Raw genomic sequence first — 18,764 nt, 5'->3', positions numbered from 1 at the left:
TACCCACGGTGCGGTTGATCCTTATCCGGCATGGGGAGTGCGAAGGCGGCGCTATTTTTCGGGGACATTGCGATGTGGCTCCCACTGAGCTTGGTCAGCAGCAATTACAACAAAGCTTAACTCAGGCGCATCAACGAGGAGGTGGGCCATGGCAAATTATGAGTTCAGATCTTAGCCGTTGTCGTCAAGGAGTGTTGGCGTATTGCCAGCAACATTGGCCTGATGAAACTACACCATCAATTGAATTTACTCAGCAATTGCGTGAGTTAGATTATGGCCAGTGGGATGGTGAGTCGATGGCTACCGTGTTCCATCAAATGCCAGAATTGGTGGGTGGCTTCTTTCGCAATCCGTGGCAGCAGTCGCCTCCTGGTGGTGAATCCATGGTAGCTTTTGCCGCGCGTATCGATGATGTTTGGCAGCAACTGTTAAGCAAGGTGCTAGCAGGGTTTGCTTCGTGCCAACTCGAATCTATTGATGGCCCCTCTGTTAATCTGCCCTGTGTGTGGTTAGTGACCCACGGTGGGGTGATGCGCTACTTAATTGCGAAAGCCTTAGGGCTCGGCCAGCATGCCGGTGTTTATGCTCAGTTGCAGCTCGATTATGGCGCTCAAGTTGATATTCATGCCTGTTTTGACCAAGGCCAGTGGCATTTACGCTTACAATGGCCAAGCATGTTGTAATTTCCTCATGGCGCGGCAGTTTGTGGTAACGAACAAGGCAGATTTACGTTAGAATTAACCGCTTGTCGAGGTTATTACCACTGAGGTGGACACTCGACATAGCGCGATAATTAAGAGTCAAAGGTGCTAAGACAGTTCGCTGTAACTTAGCTGTAAAGGGAATCGGGGAGCTGAGCTCATAAGCCCGAACTGTACCCGCAACTGTATGGGCCTGCGCCCGAGTCAGAATACCTGCCTTTGACTACCACCTATCATGCTAGGCGGGGATACCTAGTTGGAGAGACCAAGTGATCCTAAGTGTGACTGTCAGTGCCAATGTCGCCATTGGTGTGGATGTGCCTTCCAACGTGAGGCGCACCGATGGCCAGCGTTGAAGTAACTCAATTATGCTGGCAACCTCACGAGCGCGCCCTGCTCGACAATATCTCGTTTGCATTACCTACGGGACAAATGTTGGGGGTCATTGGCCCCAATGGTGCGGGAAAGTCCTCATTGCTGCGTTGTTTATATCGTTATATCTGCCCAACGTCGGGCAGTATTGCGCTCGATGGCAAGGATGTCGCACGGCTATCGTCCAAGGATTTTGCTTGCAAGGTGGCGGTGGTGCAGCAAGACACTCCGGTTGAATTGGATATGACGGTCGAGCAATTAGTGGCGCTCGGTTTAACACCTCGCAAGGGCTGGTTTGCCACGATTAATGCGAATGATAAAGGTCAAATTGCCGAGGTGCTTGAGCGGGTCGGCATTACTGAGCTGGCCTCGCGTCCTTACCATGCTATCTCTGGTGGGGAAAAACAACGTGCCTTGATCGCCAGAGCCTTGCTGCAACAACCCCAATTATTGATCCTCGACGAACCCACTAATCACTTAGACATACGTTATCAAATTCAAATCATGGAGTTAGTACACAGTTTAGATATGACGGTTATTGCCTCTATTCACGATCTGAATCTGGCCAGTGCCTTGTGCGATCAATTGCTTATGCTCGACCATGGTCAAGTCGTTGCTATGGGTGAACCAAGCGAGGTGCTGACCGAGGCACGGATTGCCGATGTCTTTGGTGTTTGCTGCCAACTCGTCGCCCACCCACAACATCAGCGACCTGTGATCCAATACTTTTATGGTTACCAAGGCGGTCATTTGCCCGAGGGGGAGTATTAATATGACCTCAATATGGCGTCTTGTCGTGGGCATGAGTGTGGTGGTTGTGGCGGTGGTATTCAGCTTGCTTGCGGCCTCAAGTTTTGGGGCGGTGGCGATTGATTTAACCCAGCTAGTGACTGGGCAGCTCGATAGCTTGCATCAACAAATATGGTGGCAGTTGCGTTTGCCTCGGGTGTTATTAGCGTTTATTGCAGGTGCGGGATTGTCCTTGGCTGGCGCTGTGTTGCAAATGGTGACTCGAAATCCGTTGGCAGACCCTTATCTGTTTGGCATTTCCGCCGGGGCATCCCTCGGTGCCGTGGTGGTGTTGTCCGGTTTTGCAGGTTCGTTGGTGAGTGTTTTTGGCCTGCTAAATTTACCGATAGGCGCATTCATTGGCGCCTGCCTATCCGTTATTTTAGTTGTAGGTATTAGTGGTCATGGGCTGCATGGTCAAGTTGAGCGCATGCTGCTCGCAGGGGTTGCCACCTCGTTTATGCTGTCGGCGTTGGCGAGTTTATTGTTGTATATGTCAGATCCCATGGCGGCAGCTTCAGTGCTGTTTTGGACCTTAGGCAGCTTTAGTGCGGCCAGTTGGCAAGGCCTATGGTTACCTGGTGGCGTGGTCTTGGCGAGCTTAGGGATATTACTGGCAATGAAACGGCAGTTATTGGCCATGCTAGGCGGGGATGAAACCGCGCATACCTTAGGGCTTAAGGTCACTAGTTTACGGCTTAAGGTATTGTTACTGTGCTCGTTAATCACTGCGACCTTGGTTGCCAGTTGCGGCGGTATTGGGTTTGTCGGCCTGATGATCCCTCATACGGTACGGCTATTGTTACCCGGTCGCCAACCGCTATTGTTAATTGCCCTCGCAGGTGGCACCTTTATGGTGTGGGTCGATGTCTTGGCGCGTTTAGTCATCCCTAATCAGGAATTACCCGTTGGGGTGATTACCGCGGCCTTAGGCAGTGTCTTTTTTCTTTTTGTACTCAAACGGCGACAACAGGAACATTATGTTTAATATCAAAGCCATCGATAGTCATGATGTGTCTAATATTCAAAATAAGATCAACAACAAAACTAAGCCGCTAGGCTCTCTTGGGCAGTTGGAATCGTTAGCCTTACAAATGGCTAAAGTGCAAGCGGGTCAAGAACGTTTAACCATCACTGCACCGACCATGTTGGTGTTTGCCGGTGACCATGGCATTGCCAAAGAGGGGGTGTCAATTGCACCGCAGGCGGTCACAAGGCAAATGTTACTTAACTTCTTGGCCGGCGGCGCGGCGGTGAATGTGTTTAGCCGTCAATCAGGCTTGGCGTTAGGGATTATCGATGCGGGTATCGTTAAGCCGCTAACCTTTGCCGAGCAATCTTCGCGTCATGCCTATTATTTTAGCCAGCGTTTGGGCGGGGGGACTCGTGGCTTTCATATGCGTTCGGCGATGACGACTGAGCAAGTGGATCAAGGTTTGATATATGCCCGAGAATTGGTGGAACAATATCATGCCAAAGGATGTAATTTATTGGCATTAGGAGAGATGGGGATAGGGAATACCTCATCAGCGGCCGCTATTTTGGCCGCATTAACCGACTTAGATGCTAAAGATTGTGTCGGCCGTGGCACAGGGATTGATGATGAAACCTATGCCATTAAGGTGGCGCTAGTGCAGCAGGCGCTTAATTTTCATCGCAAAAAATTAGTGGATGCGAAATCGATTTTAACCCATGTGGGCGGCTTTGAAATTGTTCAATTAACCGGCGCCATTTTAGCGGCCGCTGAGCGGCGAATGCTGGTGGTCATTGATGGCTTTATCGTGACGGCTGCGGCGTTACTCGCCGTAGAAATGCATCCTGAATGTCGTGACTATTTAATTTTTGCACATAACAGTGCCGAAAGTGGCCATCAATTAATGCTTAACCTGTTGGGGGCGGAACCGTTATTGCACTTGGGCATGCGGCTTGGAGAAGGCAGTGGTGCTGCCTTGTGCTTACCTATTATTCAGGCCGCGGTCAATTTTTATAATGAGATGGCGAGTTTCGACGATGCCAAGATAACCTCTGTGATTGACTGTCAAAAGGTGCCCAATTAACCATGATGTGGTTGATACAACAATGGCAATTATTCTTGATTGCCATCGGATTTTTCACCCGTATACCTGTGCCTCAGTCTATTCAACACGATAGCGAAAAACTTAATCGCGCCAGTCGTTATTTTGGGGTGGTTGGCTTGGTCATCGCAGGTGTGTGTGCCTTGGTCATGTGCGGCCTTGCTCAACTATTACCCCTGTCGTTAGCCGTGGTGATTAGCATGATAGTGAGCGTATTGCTGACAGGGGCGTTTCATGAAGATGGCTTAGCCGATAGCGCCGACGGCTTTGGCGGTGGTTGGCAAGTGAGCGATAAGTTGGCGATCATGAAAGATTCAAGGCTTGGCACCTATGGCGCCGTTACCTTGATGTTGATTTTATTGCTCAAGTGGCAAGCTCTGCTCTTAATTGCCGAGCAGTCGTTAACGGCAGTTGCTCTGGCTTTAGTGCTGGCCCATGGCTTAAGTCGGGTGCTAGCGGCCACCATCATCTTTAGCGAAACGTATGTGCGTGATGAGGGTAAATCAAAGCCCTTAGCCAACCAACAGCAAGCGCAAGATCTGGCAATATTATTAGTCACCGCGGCGGGATTAATGCTGTGGCTCTTGGGGTGCGGGCAAGCGCTTGGCAGTGTGTTGTGGCTTATTCTGAGCTTGGTGGTGACCCGCCAAGCATTAGTGTATTGGTTTCGGCGCCAAATCGGCGGCTATACCGGCGATACCTTAGGCGCGGCCCAGCAAATCAGCGAGGTCCTAGTTTATTTGGTCTTGTTAGTCACCGGGCTCCCCTATGGGAGCGGGTTATGATCCATCTCGTGTTGGGGGGATGTCGCAGCGGTAAAAGCCGCTTTGCCGAGCAAACCCTGTTAGCTGCGTTGGCCAATGCGCCTCACCGTCACTGTCATTATGTGGCCACCGCCTTGGGTTTAGATGATGAAATGCGGCAACGGATTGAGCGGCATCAGCAAGATAGGCAAGCGACAGGCATCCCGTGGCACAACCATGAAGTGGGCACTGAACTTACTGCCACATTAACCGCCCTGAATCATAAGGAATACTTGGTATTAGTTGACTGTTTAACTTTGTGGCTAACGGGGTGGCTCTGCGACGCCCCTGACGATTACTTACCCGCCAAACAGCAATTGCTGGCGGCAATCACTGAGTTTACAGGCCATCTGGTGCTGGTGAGTAATGAAGTCGGTTCTGGCATCGTGCCCCTAGGGGAATTGTCACGCCGTTTTAGTGATGAAGCCGGTTGGCTTAACCAAGCGATCGCGCAGCAAGCCGATAAGGTAACCTTAGTAGTGGCCGGATTACCTTTGGTGCTGAAATAACATCTCGCCAGAATGACTCTAATAACAACAATAACGTCTCCCAGCTCCCGATAAGGATGGTGCATGAACAAATTGGTCTCAATGAACACTTCAATAGTCAAGCCCGCCGCCAGCGCTAGCTGTTTAATGGTGCAAGGCACCAGCTCTGATGCCGGAAAAACCACCTTGGTGGCCGGCTTATGTCGCATCTTTGCTCGTCAAGGTCTGCAAGTGGCCCCCTTTAAACCACAAAATATGGCGCTGAATAGTGCGGTGACCATTGAGGGCGGCGAAATTGGTCGCGCTCAAGCATTGCAAGCCGCCGCCTGTTATCAGCCGCCACGCAATGATTTTAATCCGCTGTTACTTAAGCCTCAGTCTGACACTCAGGCGCAGGTGGTCGTTCAAGGTCAAGTGCTCAGTTCGGTGGCTGCTAGTGAGTTTTTCGGCCCTAATAGCCTCAAGGCTAAAGCTCAAGTATTCGATGCCATTTTAAGCTCTTACCATGGGCTGAAACAGGAATTTGATCTGGTGTTGGTCGAGGGCGCGGGTAGTCCTGCCGAAATCAATTTACGCGCGGGTGATATGGCCAACATGGGCTTTGCCGAAGCGGTCGATTGCCCGGTCATTTTAGTGGCCGACATTGACAAGGGGGGGGTGTTTGCTCAAATAGTTGGCACCTTAATGCTGTTGTCTCCTTCAGAGCAGGCACGAGTCAAAGGGTTTGTGATTAACCGCTTTCGCGGTGATATCAGTCTGCTCGAGCCTGGACTTAAGATGCTGGAGGAGCGTACCGGTAAACCTGTGATTGGAGTCATCCCCTATTTAGACAATTTGCAATTAGATGCCGAGGATGGTTTTGCCAATTTACCCATGCCAAGCTCCAGCGAAACCAGTATTCATGTGGTGGTATTAGTCACGCCGAGGATCAGTAATCACACCGATATTGATGCGCTGCGGCAACACCCAAGAGTCAAGCTAACCTTAGTGCATGCCAGTAGCGAGTTAGCGCCTTTGCCGGCCGCGGATCTGATTATTATTCCCGGCAGCAAGCAAGTTAGAGATGACTTAGCGTACCTGTATCAACAAGGTTGGGATGTGGCGATTAAACGGCATTTGCGCTATGGCGGTAAGGTGATTGGGATTTGCGGTGGCTATCAAATGTTGGGACTAGAAATTGATGATAGCCAAGGCATCGAGGGTGAGGCTGGCGTGAGTGAAGGCTTAGGGTTATTGCCGATGATCACCGAACTGCAAGCGCACAAACAATTGCTTAATGTCACCGGGACTCTCCAGCTCAATGGGCAAGCCGCTAAGCTCAAAGGCTATGAAATTCATTGTGGTGTGAGCCACTTGCTGCGAGCCAATAGCCAGATTGTTAGTCTCGATGGCGATCACACCAATGCCGCACGTCAAGATGGCGTCCTTTCCGATGATAATCAAATCTTAGGCACTTATGTGCATGGGCTGTTTGATCATCCCGAAGCCGCGAACCTGCTACTGCAATGGGCGGGTCTGAATCACAGCCAACAGGCCATCGACATGGAGGCATTACGGGAAGACAACCTCAATCGTCTGGCCGATACCTTAGCGCAACACTTAGATTTTTCACTGCTGCAACTTAGTTTAGATACTGGAAATCAATCGCATTATGGATAAGCAACAAGAGAGAGCAAGCTCAGAAACCAAAGTGACAGAAACCAAAGCCGAGCGTCATAAGCAAAGGCAGAAAAAACTCAAAGCTGGGGTGGACGCTAAAATCGCCGCCGCGCAAGAGGAAAAAGGGATTTTGTTGGTGCTTACTGGTAATGGTAAAGGCAAGTCAACCTCTGGCTTTGGCACGATAGCGCGGGCTGTTGGTCACGGGCAACGTGCCGCGGTGGTGCAATTTATCAAAGGCAATTGGGAGTGCGGTGAGCGTAACTTATTGGAGCAAGCCGGGGTTAAGTTTTATGTGATGGCCAGCGGTTTTACTTGGGAAACCCAAGATAAACAGCAAGACACGGCGGCGGCAGAAGCGGCGTGGCAACAGGCGGAGCAGTTACTCAGTGATGACAGCGTAGATTGCGTCATGCTCGATGAGCTCACTTATATGCTGAGCTACCATTATCTCGATGTCGATAGGGTCATTAATGCGCTAAATAACCGTCCTAAAATGCAACACGTGATCATTACCGGCAGGGCTTGTCATCGCGCGGTGCTTGATATCGCCGATACCGTGAGTGAAGTGCTAGCGGTCAAGCATGCCTTTGATAATGGGGTTAAAGCGCAAGTAGGTTTTGACTATTAACGCGGGTCTTTTAGGGCGTTCAATAGGTGTTAGCCTCCTTTTCACCCTGTGCTATGTCTACGTCGACGTGGCGCGCGGGGGCGAACGCCAATGAGCCCTATGACCTATCGCGTCAGTGTTATGTGCTGGTTTGATGTTTGTCAATATCAGCCGAGAGGTTTGGATAATAATTAATGAAAGCATTAGTACTTTGTGGTTTGTTATTACTGGCCGTCGCCAACGATGCGTTGGCCGCGACGCCCACCGAGCCTGCAATGCGGATTGTTGCCTTGTCGCCCCATAGCGTTGAGCTACTTTTTGCCATTGGTGCGGGTTCCAAAATTGTGGCCGCGACCGATCATGCCGATTACCCTGAGGCCGCTAAAAAAATTCCATCGATTGGGGGGTATTATGGGATTTCCATCGAAAAAATAATCTCACTTAAGCCTGACTTGGTGGTGTTTTGGCAATCAGGCAACCGCCCGGAAGATATACAGCGGCTTAAGTCGTTAGGGATTGCCTTAGTTAACTCTGACCCCAAAACCTTGGCTGATATCGGCGCCACGCTGATCAAGCTTGGGCAATTAACGGGATTAGAGGCGAACGCTCAGCAAGCTGCCAGCCACTATCAAGCGCAGTTAGACCAATTGCAGCGACATTATCAGCAGAGTGCTCTTGTGAGCGTGTTTTACCAGTTGTGGCCTAAGCCGCTGATGACCGTTGCCAACGGCAGTTGGATTGAACAAATATTGACGGTTTGTCATGGTGATAATATTTTTGCGGGATCAGCCACTGAATACCCCCAAGTCAGTGTCGAGCAAGTCATCATGGCAGCCCCCGAGGTGATCCTGCAAAGTGGTAATCAAGGCAATGTTGCTGGGATTGATTGGCAACAATGGCCAAGTATTCCGGCGGTAAAACGGCAACATATCATTCAGTTGGATGCCGATTTGTTGCATCGGCCCACGCCGAGAGTGTTGCAAGGCATAACTCAGGTTTGCCAAGCCTTAGATCAGGCAAGAAAGTAAAGTGAGTCATCGTCTTGCTTATTTGCCATTGTCGTTACACTCTTATGGAATTATTTATCGAAGGAGTCAGCCATGAACAAGAGGCTAATAGCGAGTACTTTTCTGACCAGCGTTATCTTTATCGCCCCCGTCTGTGCTGAGGATGTGGTCGTAGATATGGCGTTATTGACCACTAACGGCGGCCAACCCATAGGCGAGATCATTATCAGCGATAGCGATTATGGTGTAGTGTTTACCCCCAAGCTCAGCGGATTAACCGCTGGCCAGCATGGTTTTCATGTCCATGCAAATGGCAGTTGTGAATCCAGTAGCAAAGATGGGAAAACCGTATTAGGCGGCGCTGCCGGTGGACATTATGATCCCGATAATACCGCTAAACACGGTTACCCTTGGACCAAAGATAACCACAAGGGTGACTTGCCGAGCTTAAGTGTCAATGCTGATGGTACGACTAACACGCCGGTGTTAGCGCCAAGGTTGACGCTAAAGGATGTCCAAGGTAAAGCCTTAATGGTGCACATGGGAGGGGATAATCATTCGGATCATCCGGCCCCTCTTGGCGGTGGTGGTGCGCGAGTCGCCTGTGGCGTGATCCAATAAGTCCTTAATTGACGGCTAAAAAATATCGCTGCTGACACTCTTGTCAGCAGCGGTTTGTCCTGACAGACTGTGATTCTTATTTAAGAAGGCGAGCCATAGAGCGCCTTCTCACTGTGGGAGGAGTATTGGGTAGCTTTCTCAAAGGAAAATTAGTGCGTTGGCATCATGACAAAGGTTATGGTTTCATTAAGCCCGACATTAGCGTTAATGCCGGACGAGATGTATTTATCCATATTTCATCCTTGAAACAGTCCAGCAGAACCCCTGTGATTGGCGATATCATTTTGTTTCAGCTAGATAGGCAAGCCGATGGTAACGTCAGAGCCATTAACTCGGCGATTGACACCTGCCAACAAGCCAAGCCCAAAACCATGGAGCCTCAGCTGGCGCCGGCGCAGAATCAACCCATGTGGTTATTGAGTTTTGGTAAGCTTTTTATCGTGGCTTTGCTGATATTAGTCTGTGCCGCAGCTTATCGACTTTACCTTAAAAATGCTCAGCAACCCGAGCTCACCTCCTCGCTACATTCAATATCGCTTAGCTCCTCGGTTGGCTAAGCCATAAGACTATCTCAACCCAGCGGCTCAGGCGTGAGCGGGCGGTCAGCGCCCGCAAGTCGCCCCATTGGCCGAATGACTGCTTACACTCGCCACTCGCTCATAGCGATATTGACGTTTACTGGCAGTTGATTACTCATCGGCTCAAAATTCGTAATATTTAATTAAAATTGAGCCTATTGGAGGTGTGTTGCTGTCAAAATGGGGCTATTCTTAGGCGATAAAATCAAAGAGGATAGCGTGATGAGAGCAATACATGTACTGAGCGAAAACAGCGTCGGCATGACTTTAACCAGCGCCGACATTTTTGAAGGCCAGCCGATGGCCGATCCCTTTACTTTTGGTGACGGCAAGCAAAACTTGTCACCGCAATTAAGTTGGCAAGGCGCTCCGGCCGACACCAAAAGTTACGCCATTACCGTGTTTGATCCTGATGCACCAACGGGGTCTGGTTGGTGGCATTGGCAAGTGGTGAACATTCCCGCCAGTATCACTTCGCTGGGCCGCGGCGCCTCTGGAAGCATCGCCGGTGCCAGAGAGCTTCTGAATGACTATGGTAGTTTAGGTTACGGTGGCGCTTGTCCGCCCGCGGGCCATGGCATGCACAGATATCACTTTACTTTGTGGGCTCTGCCGGTGGCTAGCCTTGATTTACCTGACAATCCTTCTGCCGCCATGGTTGGTTTTATGCTCAATGCGACCGCCACTGCATCGGCGACGTTGACGGCTATTTATGTGCAAGAGTAATGATTAAGAGGGGATTGGGGTAAGCAATGTCAGTTTATCAAATGACCAGCTTTAAGAGTTGTCATCGGCAAGCGCTGCATAATGTGCAGTTGTTTGCCCCAACCATTACTTGGGTGCAAAAGGGCAGTAAAGCTCTGTGGTGGCAACAGCAAGAGTGGCCACTGAATAAACTGCATTGGTTACTGAGTCCGGCAGGACAATACCTGACCTTTGTTAATCATCCTCATCAAGGTGAGTTTTACTCTCGCACCTTGAGCCTGCTTACTCCGCCGCCGCCCCACATGTTGCAGCAATCCCGACAGCGGCAACTGGCATCACCAATGCTGGCGGTTAGCCCTGCGTTGGCGTGGTGTTTTGATACCCTGTGGCAGTTGCCGCAGCAGGCTCTGAGTGAGGCGGCGCAAGTTGCGTTTGTGCACGGTTTATATGCCGAGTTAGCTGCCATTGGCGCCTTATCGAGTTTGTTTAGCGACCAACATGAAACCCTCAAACATAAACTCACCCGATTATTGTTGAGCGATCCCAGTGGCAACCATACCTTGGCGTCAGCAGGGGAGAGGTTAGGTATGAGTCGCGCCACCATGACTCGCAAATTGGCTCAAGAAGGTGAACATTTTAGTGATCTGTTGGCACAAGTACGGATGAATCATGCCCTCGCTTTATTGCAACAAGAGCAAGCCTTAGATGATGTCGCCAAAGCGTGTGGCTATCAGTCAGAAAGCCGCTTTAGTGCACGCTTTAAAAAGCAATTTGGGGTGACACCTAGTCAGTATGCTAATACCTTAATGACGCATTACGGTTAACTGAGTCATTCGACTCGTAGGCTTACTGGTATGTCAGTGGTGTTGTGTCATGCCATTGACTGGGCCAAGGTTGCAAGCTTGCGCCGCAGGCGCTAGTGAGATGGCTCCCTCAGAGCTGAGCAGACTGTCCTTTGTCTTTGCCCTTTGCCTATTGGCTAAGGGCAATAGGCTGTCATCGAGTCGCTTTATTCGCTTTGGTCGACAATGCTCAGGGCGACAATTTTCAACGGATGATTGTCATCAAACGCGGGGAAGTCGGGATAGCAATCGAGCCATTCGGCCTGACTCACCGCTAATCCTTGTTTGTTGACGCAGCGCACTAGACTCTCAAACCAGGCATTTTTATCGACTTTGGCGACGTTATTGCAACAGACGATGGTGCCGCCTTGTTTAGTGGCTAATAAGGCAGGTTTAAATAAGCTTTGGTAATCATTGATCAAATCAACAATACCAAAGGGACTCTTGGCATATCTCGGTGGGTCGAGAAACACTAAATCAAACTGTTGCTGCGCAAGCTTAGGGTAGCTAGGGAGTTTTTGCTGGCGACGCCCACCGACGGTAAGTCCGGCTAATTGGCGGATGGCCGGAAACACATCGCTTTGAACAAACTCACACACCGAGGTCACTTGGTTAAGGTCGGCATTGCGTTTGCCGGCGGCTAAGGCAAACGATGAAAAGTCGACATTCATGACTTGAGTCGCCCCGCCGACTGCGGCGGCGGTACCGATACCGCAGGTATAGGAAAATAAGTTTAAGACGCGTTTACCTTGCGCATGGCGCAGCATATATTCGCGGCCGATACGCATATCTAAAAACAGCAGTGGGTCTTGGCCTTCGTGGCGTAAACGGCTCGTAAATTGGATGCCATTTTCTTGCATGATATGCTCTTCGCGGGCGAAGGCATCGTGCTCGGGACTGAGATCGTTATTGATGCGCGAATGGCCACGAGAGCGGTCATTGTAGATCACTGGTAAATCAAGGTGTGCGCATAGGCACTGGCGGATCTCATCGAGACGCTGTTCATCTAAAGGATCGTGAAAACTTTGCACTAGCCAAGCGTCGCCATAGCGGTCGATATTCAGACCATTGCATCCCTCAACTGTGCCATGAAATACTCGATAACAATCTGTATTGTGTTGCTGGGCGGAAGACAAAAAAGTCTGGCGTTGCTGCAAGGCATGTTGCAGTGCCTGAGTAATGGACATGGGGAAGGCTCTTTGGCTGAAATAGTCGACGTTGACTGGGGCATAATAGCAAATATGTAACCAAAGATCTCATCGAACACGCTCGGCGGCAGCCCAGCGTGATGAGTTTTATGCTCCATTATCTTCGTAAGTCAGGCGGCTGATCACCCCAAGGTGAAACCAGTGCTGGAGACAAGCCATCAGCTGGACTGGGATCTGATCAACACTGAAATAGGCTTGGAGTTGCTCGCACAGTTCGGCAAAATTCTGCCCCTCAAGCAAGTGTTGTACAAGCTCGGCCTGCCAAGGCGTTAAGGAGATGAATTCGGTCAGGCGCTCATGGTTGCGAAATAATAACCAATGATAGGCTTGCTGTTCGAGTGCTGGTGGCGGATTATCGACTTTTAAGGCTTGCCACATCGCCACAGCATTGGTGTGTTGGTTGCATAATTGCACGCTCGGATGAAAACCAATTCGGCAGCTTGGCCATAAGGGTGGCGCCACGGCTTGTAGGTCGCTAAAGCCTAATCGATCGCTGTCGGCGCCATCAAAGCTAGCCAGAAGCAAGCGTTCAAACTGGGCGAGCTCGGCTAATTGTGGGTACTGACGCCATTGAGAATGTTCCGCTAAAAAGGTGGGTAGCTTGTCACCAAATTGGCGAAGTGAGCGGGCGGTTGAGGGATAAGCCTCAATATAAGCATTGACCATGGAGTCGAACATCTCATCGCCGAGATACAGGCCTAAAAAGGGGTGATCTGTTTCTATGGCTTCAATTAACCTGAGCCGATAGGCGCTGGCATAAATACCAAGTCGTTGCTGCAAGTCGGCTTGAGAGTCGCTATGAATGTGAGCGCTTAGTTGAGCTTGATGGTCATCGCTTGGTACTAATAAGAAGTCCATAAAGGCGGTTTGCATTTGCTCAAGCATCTTAGGTTGAGTCATGGCTTAACCTACCCGTTGTTGCTTAGTGGTGGTCGCAATATGCTTCACCTTGTCTAATTCGGCGTTGAGGCTGGCAAAATCAGGTATATTACCATCACGTTCTATCATGGTACTGATGGGGCCAAAACGCAGGTGGGCGGCGCGATATAATTCAAGCACATCGTCGCATATATCTTGGTCGTGGGTATCAATAACATAATCGCCATAGTCACTATGTCCGGCGAGGTGAAATTGCTGCACTCGTTGGCTATCAATGCCATTTAAGTAGTCGATTGCATCGAAACCGTGATTACGACTACTGACATAAATATTGTTAATATCAAATAGTAATTTGCAGTCTGCGCGGCGGGCGACCTCATTAACAAACTCCCACTCACTCATACCGTCGGCTTGATAGCTAAGGTAGCTTGAGACATTTTCCATTAAAATTTGGCGTCCAAGAAAATCTTGCACTTGGCTAATACGCTCGGCGACATGGGCTATAGTGTGTTCATCATAAGGCAAGGGCAGGAGATCATGACTATTGATGCCATGAACACCGGTCCAGCACAAATGGTCAGAAATCCACTGAGGTTGCACCTGATTAGCTAAGGTTTTAAGGGCTTTGAGGTAATCAAAATCGAGGGGGTCTTGGCTGCCAATCGACATGGAAACACCGTGCATCACTATGGGGTAACGTTCGGCGATGGCATCTAAGTAATATTTAGGTTTACCGCCCGCGACCATAAAGTTCTCGGAAATGACTTCAAACCAGTCAGCGCTGACGGGGCCGTTTAGTACATCCTCAAAATGACTGGGTCGCAACCCTAAGCCGAAACCTAAATAGGGGAATGTCGATGACACAGAAACTCCTTGGTCAATACAATATCGGATAACATTTGTTTGCAGCATTCCATGGTGCAAGACCTTGGGGGCGAGCTAAGTGATTGCCCTAACTAGAGCAAGCACTCGCTCGCATCACGGCACGATTATTCGCCGATCTTGCCGCCAATATCGGCACAGGCTTTCGCTGGGGTGGCCACGAAACCATGACCTTTACAGGTCGCGTGACCGGCACACGCATTTTCAGCCGTCTTACAATCATTATGGCCTTTACAGACATTGACGCCATAACAATGGACTAAATCGGCCTTGGTGACTTTACCGACCCATTTGTCTTTGACTTCGCCGCCAACATCCGCGCAGCTTTTCGATGGCATGGCGACAAAACCACTGCCTTTGCAGCTAGCATGACCAGCGCAGGCATTGTCCGCACCTTTACAATCATTATGGCCTTTGCAGACATTGACGCCATAACAATGGACTAAATCCGTGGTGTCACTATCCATCGCTGCCGTTGGCATGGGGTCGGCAGCATTAACGCTACCGGCAAGTACCGCCATTGCTAAGGCAAGGCTAGCGCCAGAAAGAGCAGCTTGAGTATTAATTTTCATTGGTTGTTCCTCGTTGTCGGTGATGTCTAAATCCGCGCTGTGTTAACAATATGTTTAATTAAGCGTAGTTGGTAATAGCCACTGAGCTGCGATGACATTTAAGCTAGGTGATCGTAACTACAGGTTGCCATATCAGACCGCAGAACTTGCTAAGCCCTTTCAGTTTGTTGCGGAAAAGATCCAATTTTTATAAGGTTTTTAACAATAAATTCGATAATGTAGAAGTATTTCAAGCAATTAGGATGATGAGATATATGCCACTAATGAGTGATGTTATGATCTGGTCATGACAATTCATCGCGATAGAATATGAACAAATTACTGATGCTGGTGACGCTATTGGTGTTGACAGCCTGTAGTCAGACTTCTGATTGTGCATGTGAAAATGAACCAATGATCGGCCCGAGTTATCAAGATCAACAAGCATTTGAGGCGCTGATCCAATATTTTGCCAATGAAGTAAAAAAAGAGTGGGGAGAAAGCAATTATCTCGAGGCCAGTAAGCATCACTATGTGAAATATATCGATGGTTACCGAACTCGGGCACACATTGACTTTGATAAAGGCAAGATTTATGTCAGCACGGTTGACCGTCATCGCCCCCAGCAAAGCTTGCGCTATGCCATCATCGAAACCCTATTAATGAGCAGCGATCCCAGTAAGGTTGATTTATTCAGTGATGCCAAGCTACCACTCAGTGGTAAGCCATTTTTAATGGGGCAGGTAGTTGATCACGAAGGTCACACGATTGAATGGCAATGGCGGGCGCAGCGTTTTGCCGACTATCTACTGACCCATAAATTACATCGCCAACAGCAGGCGGGGACGTCGGTGCATTACGTAGAAATTGATATGGTGCGGGATCATTTGGCCCAGCGCGAATACCAATATGCGCATTTGATCCGTGCTGCCTCACAGCGATATGGCATAGGCGAAGACTTGATTTACGCCATTATTAAAACCGAAAGCAGTTTTAATCCTTATGCCGTGAGTCATGCCGGTGCGTACGGTTTGATGCAAGTGATGCCTAAGACGGCGGGGGCCGATGTATTTGCATTAGTGAAAGGTCGCTCTGGGGTGCCGAGCCGAGCGTACTTATTTGATCCTGCCAATAATATCGATACTGGTGTGGCGTATTTTCAATTATTAAAGCAGCGCTATTTAAAAGGAATTAGCCATCCTACTAACCTGCATTACAGTATGATTTCTGCTTATAACGGCGGTGCTGGCGGGGTGTTGTCGACCTTTAATCGCGATCGAAAGCGTGCGGTTAAGGATATTAATGGCTTACAGCCGCAGCAACTCTATTGGGCGCTCACCACTCGCCACCCCAAAGCGGAAGCGCGGCGTTATTTACAAAAAGTGGTGAAGTTTCAGCAGGCATTTAATCAAGGTCAGTTATAAGTCATTTGCGGGCGGTTATTGCGTCATTTTGACGTTGGCAGGTCACGCTAAGCCCCTGAGTCGGTGTTTTCGCTACACTTAGCTTGAGCCGAAAAAGCAAAGGCGGTAAAGTGTGCCGCTATTTTTATGATGAGTCTATGCCATGTCTGTATGTCGCCATTTTGCCGCCGCTGAATGTTTATCTTGCCCCCATTTGGCGATGCCGATGGCGCAGCAATTGCAACGCAAAATGACCACCTTGGCAGGCTTGTTGCCGCATGTCGAGCCGGCCGCAATGTTAGCCCCGGTATCAGGCGCGGCCTTGGCCTTTCGCAATAAGGCTAAAATGGTGGCGCTGGGGGCGGCGCATCAACCGATATTAGGCATAGTCAGCCCGCAAGGGCACAGTGTTAGCCTGTGTGATTGCCCTTTGTATCCTGCCGATATGCAGCAATTATTAGCGCGCTTGCAGCAGTTTGTGCAGCAAGCTGGGATTCCGCCGTATCGAGTCGATAAAGCCAAAGGCGAGCTCAAGTTTGTATTGCTGACTCGAAGCCAAGTCAATGGCGAGTATATGCTGAGATTTGTGTTACGAAGCGAGCAAGCTATTGGCCGTATCGAACGTGAATTGCCTCGACTGTTGGCCGAATATCCGCAAATTAAAGTGGTGTCGGTTAACTTACAGCCGGTGCATATGGCACGCTTAGAAGGCGATGAAGAAATCTTTTTAACCGCACAAACTCGCCTCGCCGAAGTGTTAAATCAGGTGCCTTTATATATTCGACCAAAAAGCTTTTTCCAAACCAATCCAGAGGTTGCCGCCCAGCTATATGCCACGGCTCGCGATTGGACCGCAGAGCTAAATCCGACATCCGTCTGGGATTTATTTTGTGGTGTGGGCGGCTTTGGATTGCACTGCGCTAGCCAAAAGACGGCGCTAACTGGGATTGAAATTGAAGCCGAGGCGATCGCCTGCGCCAGTATGTCGGCGATGGAACTTGGGCTCAGCAATGTGAGTTTTACCGCCTTAGATTCGACCGAGTTTGCCTCGGGACAGCAGGCGCAAGATGTCCCCGACGTGATTATTGTTAATCCGCCCCGTCGCGGCATTGGAGCGAGTTTGTGTCAATCATTGAGTCAATTTGCCCCAGCCCACATTATTTATTCGAGCTGCAATGCCAAGACTATGGCGCAAGATCTTGAACATATTCATGGCTATAAAGTGACTCGACTACAGCTATTCGATATGTTCCCACACACAGATCATTTTGAAGTCATGGCGCTGCTCGAACGTCAGCCTGACTGAGTGAGTTTTCTTGAAAGCATAAAATGTCATTGAAATGTCATTAAAGTGTCATATGCTAACCGAAATGGTTATTGAGTGAGCGGCAAGATGATTTGGCAAGTATTTGTGCGGTTTTTCACGCTGGGGTGGGTGAGTTTTGGTGGCCCTGCTGCGCATATCGGCTACTTTCGCTATACCTTCGTTGAGCATTTAGCTTGGCTAGATGAACGCAAGTTTGCCAGTTTAGTTGCCTTAAGTCAGTTTTTACCCGGGCCAGGTTCTTCGCAATTGGGGTTTGCCATCGGCCATCATAAAGCGGGAGTAGCAGGCGCTATCGCCGCCTTTATTGGCTTTACCTTACCCTCCTTTTTACTGCTGTATTTATTTGCCACGACCAGTAGCCTTTATTGGCATCTTGATTGGGTCCAAGGGGGGACCCATGGCTTAAAGTTATTGGCCGTGGTGGTGGTCGCCGATGCCGTCCTTGGGCTCTTTAAGCAATTTTGTGGCAAGTTAGCCGCGCGCTTGATCATGCTGAGTGCGACGGTGGTGATGTTACTGACCGCGGGGTTATTGGCTCAAATGCTGGTGTTAGTTGCCGCAGCGATTGCCGGCATATTGGTGTTTAATCGCCAGCCATCGAGTGAGCATTTGCCAACTTCTCAAGGTTCGTTAGCGATTAATGGCGGCTGGTTAGGGGCATTTTTACTGTTACTTGTCATGAGTTTGTGGCAATTGAGCCTCAATGATAACGGCTTGCTGTCGCTGTTTGCCCAGTTTTATCAAGCGGGCAGTTTAGTCTTTGGCGGGGGCCACGTGGTGTTGCCACTTCTTGAGAATACCGTGAGTCACAGCTTGAGTCAGACGAGTTTTCTTAGTGGTTATGCCTTAGCGCAAGCGGTACCCGGTCCGATGTTTAGTTTGGCCAGTTACCTTGGCGCTGAAATCTTACCACAATCCTCTTTGATGGCAGCGCTCGTCGCCACTAGCGCGATTTTCTTACCGGGATTTTTGTTATTGCTGGGATGCATACAGGCTTGGCATGCCATCAGTCAACGCCCGCGCATTGCTGCGGCGGTGGCGGGTCTTAATGCCGCGGTGGTGGGGTTAGTGGCAAGTACCTTGTACGACCCAGTGTTTACCAGTGCGGTGACAAATTCTACCGAAATGTCGATAGTGATCTGCGGCCTAGCCTTGTTGCGTTGGCGCCGCCCTTCCATTGTGTTATTGGTCCTTGGCTTCTCTTTATTAGGCGCTATTCTCAAGCTCACTGGCTCTATGAGTTAGTCTGCCCAAAGTGCTGCG

The 18,764-nt window shown here is 49.7% G+C and carries 20 protein-coding genes and 1 riboswitch; of the genes, 16 read left to right on the top strand and 4 right to left on the bottom strand.

The window, feature by feature from the left end; genetic code table 11:
- The 13 genes from KU855_RS03540 to KU855_RS03480 all read left to right on the top strand — a co-directional run.
- The coding region (locus KU855_RS03540; RefSeq protein ID WP_218528972.1) for a histidine phosphatase family protein at positions 1-683 on the top strand (683 nt) is incomplete at its 5' end.
- Positions 684-787: 104 nt separating this feature from the next.
- Positions 788-937, top strand: a riboswitch (cobalamin riboswitch).
- Positions 938-1,043: 106 nt separating this feature from the next.
- The gene (locus KU855_RS03535) at positions 1,044-1,844 is read left to right on the top strand and encodes an ABC transporter ATP-binding protein (protein WP_218528971.1); all 801 of its coding nucleotides are present in this window, start codon (positions 1,044-1,046) and stop codon (positions 1,842-1,844) included.
- Position 1,845: 1 nt separating this feature from the next.
- Positions 1,846-2,850: an iron ABC transporter permease gene (locus KU855_RS03530; RefSeq protein ID WP_256260859.1), complete on the top strand. Its 1,005-nt coding sequence runs from the start codon at positions 1,846-1,848 to the stop codon at positions 2,848-2,850.
- Positions 2,843-3,919 (top strand): nicotinate-nucleotide--dimethylbenzimidazole phosphoribosyltransferase, encoded by a 1,077-nt coding sequence (cobT, locus tag KU855_RS03525; RefSeq protein WP_218528969.1) that lies wholly within the window; start codon positions 2,843-2,845, stop codon positions 3,917-3,919. The genes KU855_RS03530 and cobT overlap by 8 nt, the downstream gene beginning before the upstream one ends.
- A 2-nt stretch (positions 3,920-3,921) precedes the next feature.
- Positions 3,922-4,722, top strand: coding sequence for an adenosylcobinamide-GDP ribazoletransferase (locus KU855_RS03520; RefSeq protein WP_218528968.1), 801 nt, complete (start codon positions 3,922-3,924; stop codon positions 4,720-4,722).
- Positions 4,719-5,249 (top strand): bifunctional adenosylcobinamide kinase/adenosylcobinamide-phosphate guanylyltransferase, encoded by a 531-nt coding sequence (gene cobU / locus KU855_RS03515; RefSeq protein WP_218528967.1) that lies wholly within the window; start codon positions 4,719-4,721, stop codon positions 5,247-5,249. Before KU855_RS03520 ends, cobU begins: the two co-directional genes overlap by 4 nt.
- Before the next feature lie 63 nt (positions 5,250-5,312).
- Positions 5,313-6,887, top strand: a complete 1,575-nt coding sequence (locus tag KU855_RS03510; RefSeq protein ID WP_218528966.1) for a cobyric acid synthase — start codon at positions 5,313-5,315, stop codon at positions 6,885-6,887.
- Positions 6,880-7,518, top strand: coding sequence for a cob(I)yrinic acid a,c-diamide adenosyltransferase (gene cobO / locus KU855_RS03505; RefSeq protein ID WP_218528965.1), 639 nt, complete (start codon positions 6,880-6,882; stop codon positions 7,516-7,518). Before KU855_RS03510 ends, cobO begins: the two co-directional genes overlap by 8 nt.
- 173 nt (positions 7,519-7,691) lie before the next feature.
- Positions 7,692-8,525, top strand: coding sequence for a cobalamin-binding protein (locus KU855_RS03500; RefSeq protein WP_218528964.1), 834 nt, complete (start codon positions 7,692-7,694; stop codon positions 8,523-8,525).
- Positions 8,526-8,597: 72 nt separating this feature from the next.
- Positions 8,598-9,125, top strand: a complete 528-nt coding sequence (sodC, locus tag KU855_RS03495) for a superoxide dismutase family protein (protein ID WP_218528963.1) — start codon at positions 8,598-8,600, stop codon at positions 9,123-9,125.
- A gap of 125 nt (positions 9,126-9,250) precedes the next feature.
- Positions 9,251-9,682 (top strand): cold shock domain-containing protein, encoded by a 432-nt coding sequence (locus KU855_RS03490; RefSeq protein WP_218528962.1) that lies wholly within the window; start codon positions 9,251-9,253, stop codon positions 9,680-9,682.
- Positions 9,683-9,925: 243 nt separating this feature from the next.
- Positions 9,926-10,429: a YbhB/YbcL family Raf kinase inhibitor-like protein gene (locus tag KU855_RS03485; RefSeq protein ID WP_218528961.1), complete on the top strand. Its 504-nt coding sequence runs from the start codon at positions 9,926-9,928 to the stop codon at positions 10,427-10,429.
- A gap of 26 nt (positions 10,430-10,455) precedes the next feature.
- Entirely contained in the window at positions 10,456-11,232 is a 777-nt protein-coding gene (locus tag KU855_RS03480; protein WP_218528960.1) for an AraC family transcriptional regulator, read from the top strand.
- A gap of 185 nt (positions 11,233-11,417) precedes the next feature.
- On the opposite strand, the gene KU855_RS03475 is transcribed toward KU855_RS03480, so the two are convergent.
- The 4 genes from KU855_RS03475 to KU855_RS03460 form a co-directional block, all read right to left on the bottom strand.
- Positions 11,418-12,437, bottom strand: a complete 1,020-nt coding sequence (locus KU855_RS03475; RefSeq protein WP_218528959.1) for a class I SAM-dependent rRNA methyltransferase — start codon at positions 12,435-12,437, stop codon at positions 11,418-11,420.
- A 108-nt stretch (positions 12,438-12,545) separates the two neighbouring features.
- On the bottom strand, positions 12,546-13,358 hold the full coding sequence (locus tag KU855_RS03470) for a DNA-binding domain-containing protein (protein ID WP_218528958.1): 813 nt from the start codon (positions 13,356-13,358) through the stop codon (positions 12,546-12,548).
- Positions 13,359-13,361: 3 nt separating this feature from the next.
- The gene (locus KU855_RS03465) at positions 13,362-14,249 is read right to left on the bottom strand and encodes a DUF692 domain-containing protein (protein WP_218528957.1); all 888 of its coding nucleotides are present in this window, start codon (positions 14,247-14,249) and stop codon (positions 13,362-13,364) included.
- Between the two features lie 77 nt (positions 14,250-14,326).
- Positions 14,327-14,791: a hypothetical protein gene (locus KU855_RS03460; protein WP_218528956.1), complete on the bottom strand. Its 465-nt coding sequence runs from the start codon at positions 14,789-14,791 to the stop codon at positions 14,327-14,329.
- Between the two features lie 309 nt (positions 14,792-15,100).
- Between KU855_RS03460 and mltC the strand changes: the two genes are divergently transcribed.
- The 3 genes from mltC to chrA all read left to right on the top strand — a co-directional run bounded on the left by mltC (position 15,101) and on the right by chrA (position 18,746).
- Positions 15,101-16,195 carry a membrane-bound lytic murein transglycosylase MltC gene (gene mltC, locus KU855_RS03455; RefSeq protein WP_218528955.1) on the top strand — a complete coding sequence of 365 codons (1,095 nt, stop codon included), beginning with the start codon at positions 15,101-15,103 and terminating at the stop codon, positions 16,193-16,195.
- A gap of 142 nt (positions 16,196-16,337) precedes the next feature.
- Positions 16,338-17,480, top strand: a complete 1,143-nt coding sequence (gene rlmC, locus KU855_RS03450; RefSeq protein WP_218528954.1) for a 23S rRNA (uracil(747)-C(5))-methyltransferase RlmC — start codon at positions 16,338-16,340, stop codon at positions 17,478-17,480.
- 87 nt (positions 17,481-17,567) lie between these two features.
- Positions 17,568-18,746 carry a chromate efflux transporter gene (gene chrA, locus KU855_RS03445; protein ID WP_256260858.1) on the top strand — a complete coding sequence of 393 codons (1,179 nt, stop codon included), beginning with the start codon at positions 17,568-17,570 and terminating at the stop codon, positions 18,744-18,746.
- The last annotated feature ends 18 nt before the right edge of the window (positions 18,747-18,764 follow it).

The sequence above is a fragment of the Shewanella sp. NIFS-20-20 genome (genome assembly GCF_019209865.1).
Taxonomy (GTDB): Bacteria; Pseudomonadota; Gammaproteobacteria; order Enterobacterales; family Shewanellaceae; genus Shewanella.
Note: the sequence above shows the minus strand (reverse complement) of the source record. Positions and strands in the feature narration are given on the sequence as shown.

Excerpts from the sequence above, each read along its gene's own strand:
- sodC (WP_218528963.1), top strand. The coding sequence starts at position 8,598 with ATGAACAAGAGGCTAATAGCGAGTACTTTTCTGACCAGCGTTATCTTT.
- KU855_RS03485 (WP_218528961.1), top strand. The coding sequence starts at position 9,926 with ATGAGAGCAATACATGTACTGAGCGAAAACAGCGTCGGCATGACTTTA.
- KU855_RS03530 (WP_256260859.1), top strand. The coding sequence starts at position 1,846 with ATGACCTCAATATGGCGTCTTGTCGTGGGCATGAGTGTGGTGGTTGTG.
- KU855_RS03535 (WP_218528971.1), top strand. The coding sequence starts at position 1,044 with ATGGCCAGCGTTGAAGTAACTCAATTATGCTGGCAACCTCACGAGCGC.
- chrA (WP_256260858.1), top strand. The coding sequence starts at position 17,568 with ATGATTTGGCAAGTATTTGTGCGGTTTTTCACGCTGGGGTGGGTGAGT.
- cobO (WP_218528965.1), top strand. The coding sequence starts at position 6,880 with ATGGATAAGCAACAAGAGAGAGCAAGCTCAGAAACCAAAGTGACAGAA.
- KU855_RS03470 (WP_218528958.1), bottom strand. The coding sequence starts at position 13,358 with ATGACTCAACCTAAGATGCTTGAGCAAATGCAAACCGCCTTTATGGAC.
- cobT (WP_218528969.1), top strand. The coding sequence starts at position 2,843 with ATGTTTAATATCAAAGCCATCGATAGTCATGATGTGTCTAATATTCAA.
- rlmC (WP_218528954.1), top strand. The coding sequence starts at position 16,338 with ATGTCTGTATGTCGCCATTTTGCCGCCGCTGAATGTTTATCTTGCCCC.
- KU855_RS03475 (WP_218528959.1), bottom strand. The coding sequence starts at position 12,437 with ATGTCCATTACTCAGGCACTGCAACATGCCTTGCAGCAACGCCAGACT.
- cobU (WP_218528967.1), top strand. The coding sequence starts at position 4,719 with ATGATCCATCTCGTGTTGGGGGGATGTCGCAGCGGTAAAAGCCGCTTT.
- mltC (WP_218528955.1), top strand. The coding sequence starts at position 15,101 with ATGAACAAATTACTGATGCTGGTGACGCTATTGGTGTTGACAGCCTGT.
- KU855_RS03465 (WP_218528957.1), bottom strand. The coding sequence starts at position 14,249 with ATGCTGCAAACAAATGTTATCCGATATTGTATTGACCAAGGAGTTTCT.
- KU855_RS03510 (WP_218528966.1), top strand. The coding sequence starts at position 5,313 with ATGAACAAATTGGTCTCAATGAACACTTCAATAGTCAAGCCCGCCGCC.
- KU855_RS03520 (WP_218528968.1), top strand. The coding sequence starts at position 3,922 with ATGATGTGGTTGATACAACAATGGCAATTATTCTTGATTGCCATCGGA.
- KU855_RS03460 (WP_218528956.1), bottom strand. The coding sequence starts at position 14,791 with ATGAAAATTAATACTCAAGCTGCTCTTTCTGGCGCTAGCCTTGCCTTA.
- KU855_RS03500 (WP_218528964.1), top strand. The coding sequence starts at position 7,692 with ATGAAAGCATTAGTACTTTGTGGTTTGTTATTACTGGCCGTCGCCAAC.
- KU855_RS03480 (WP_218528960.1), top strand. The coding sequence starts at position 10,456 with ATGTCAGTTTATCAAATGACCAGCTTTAAGAGTTGTCATCGGCAAGCG.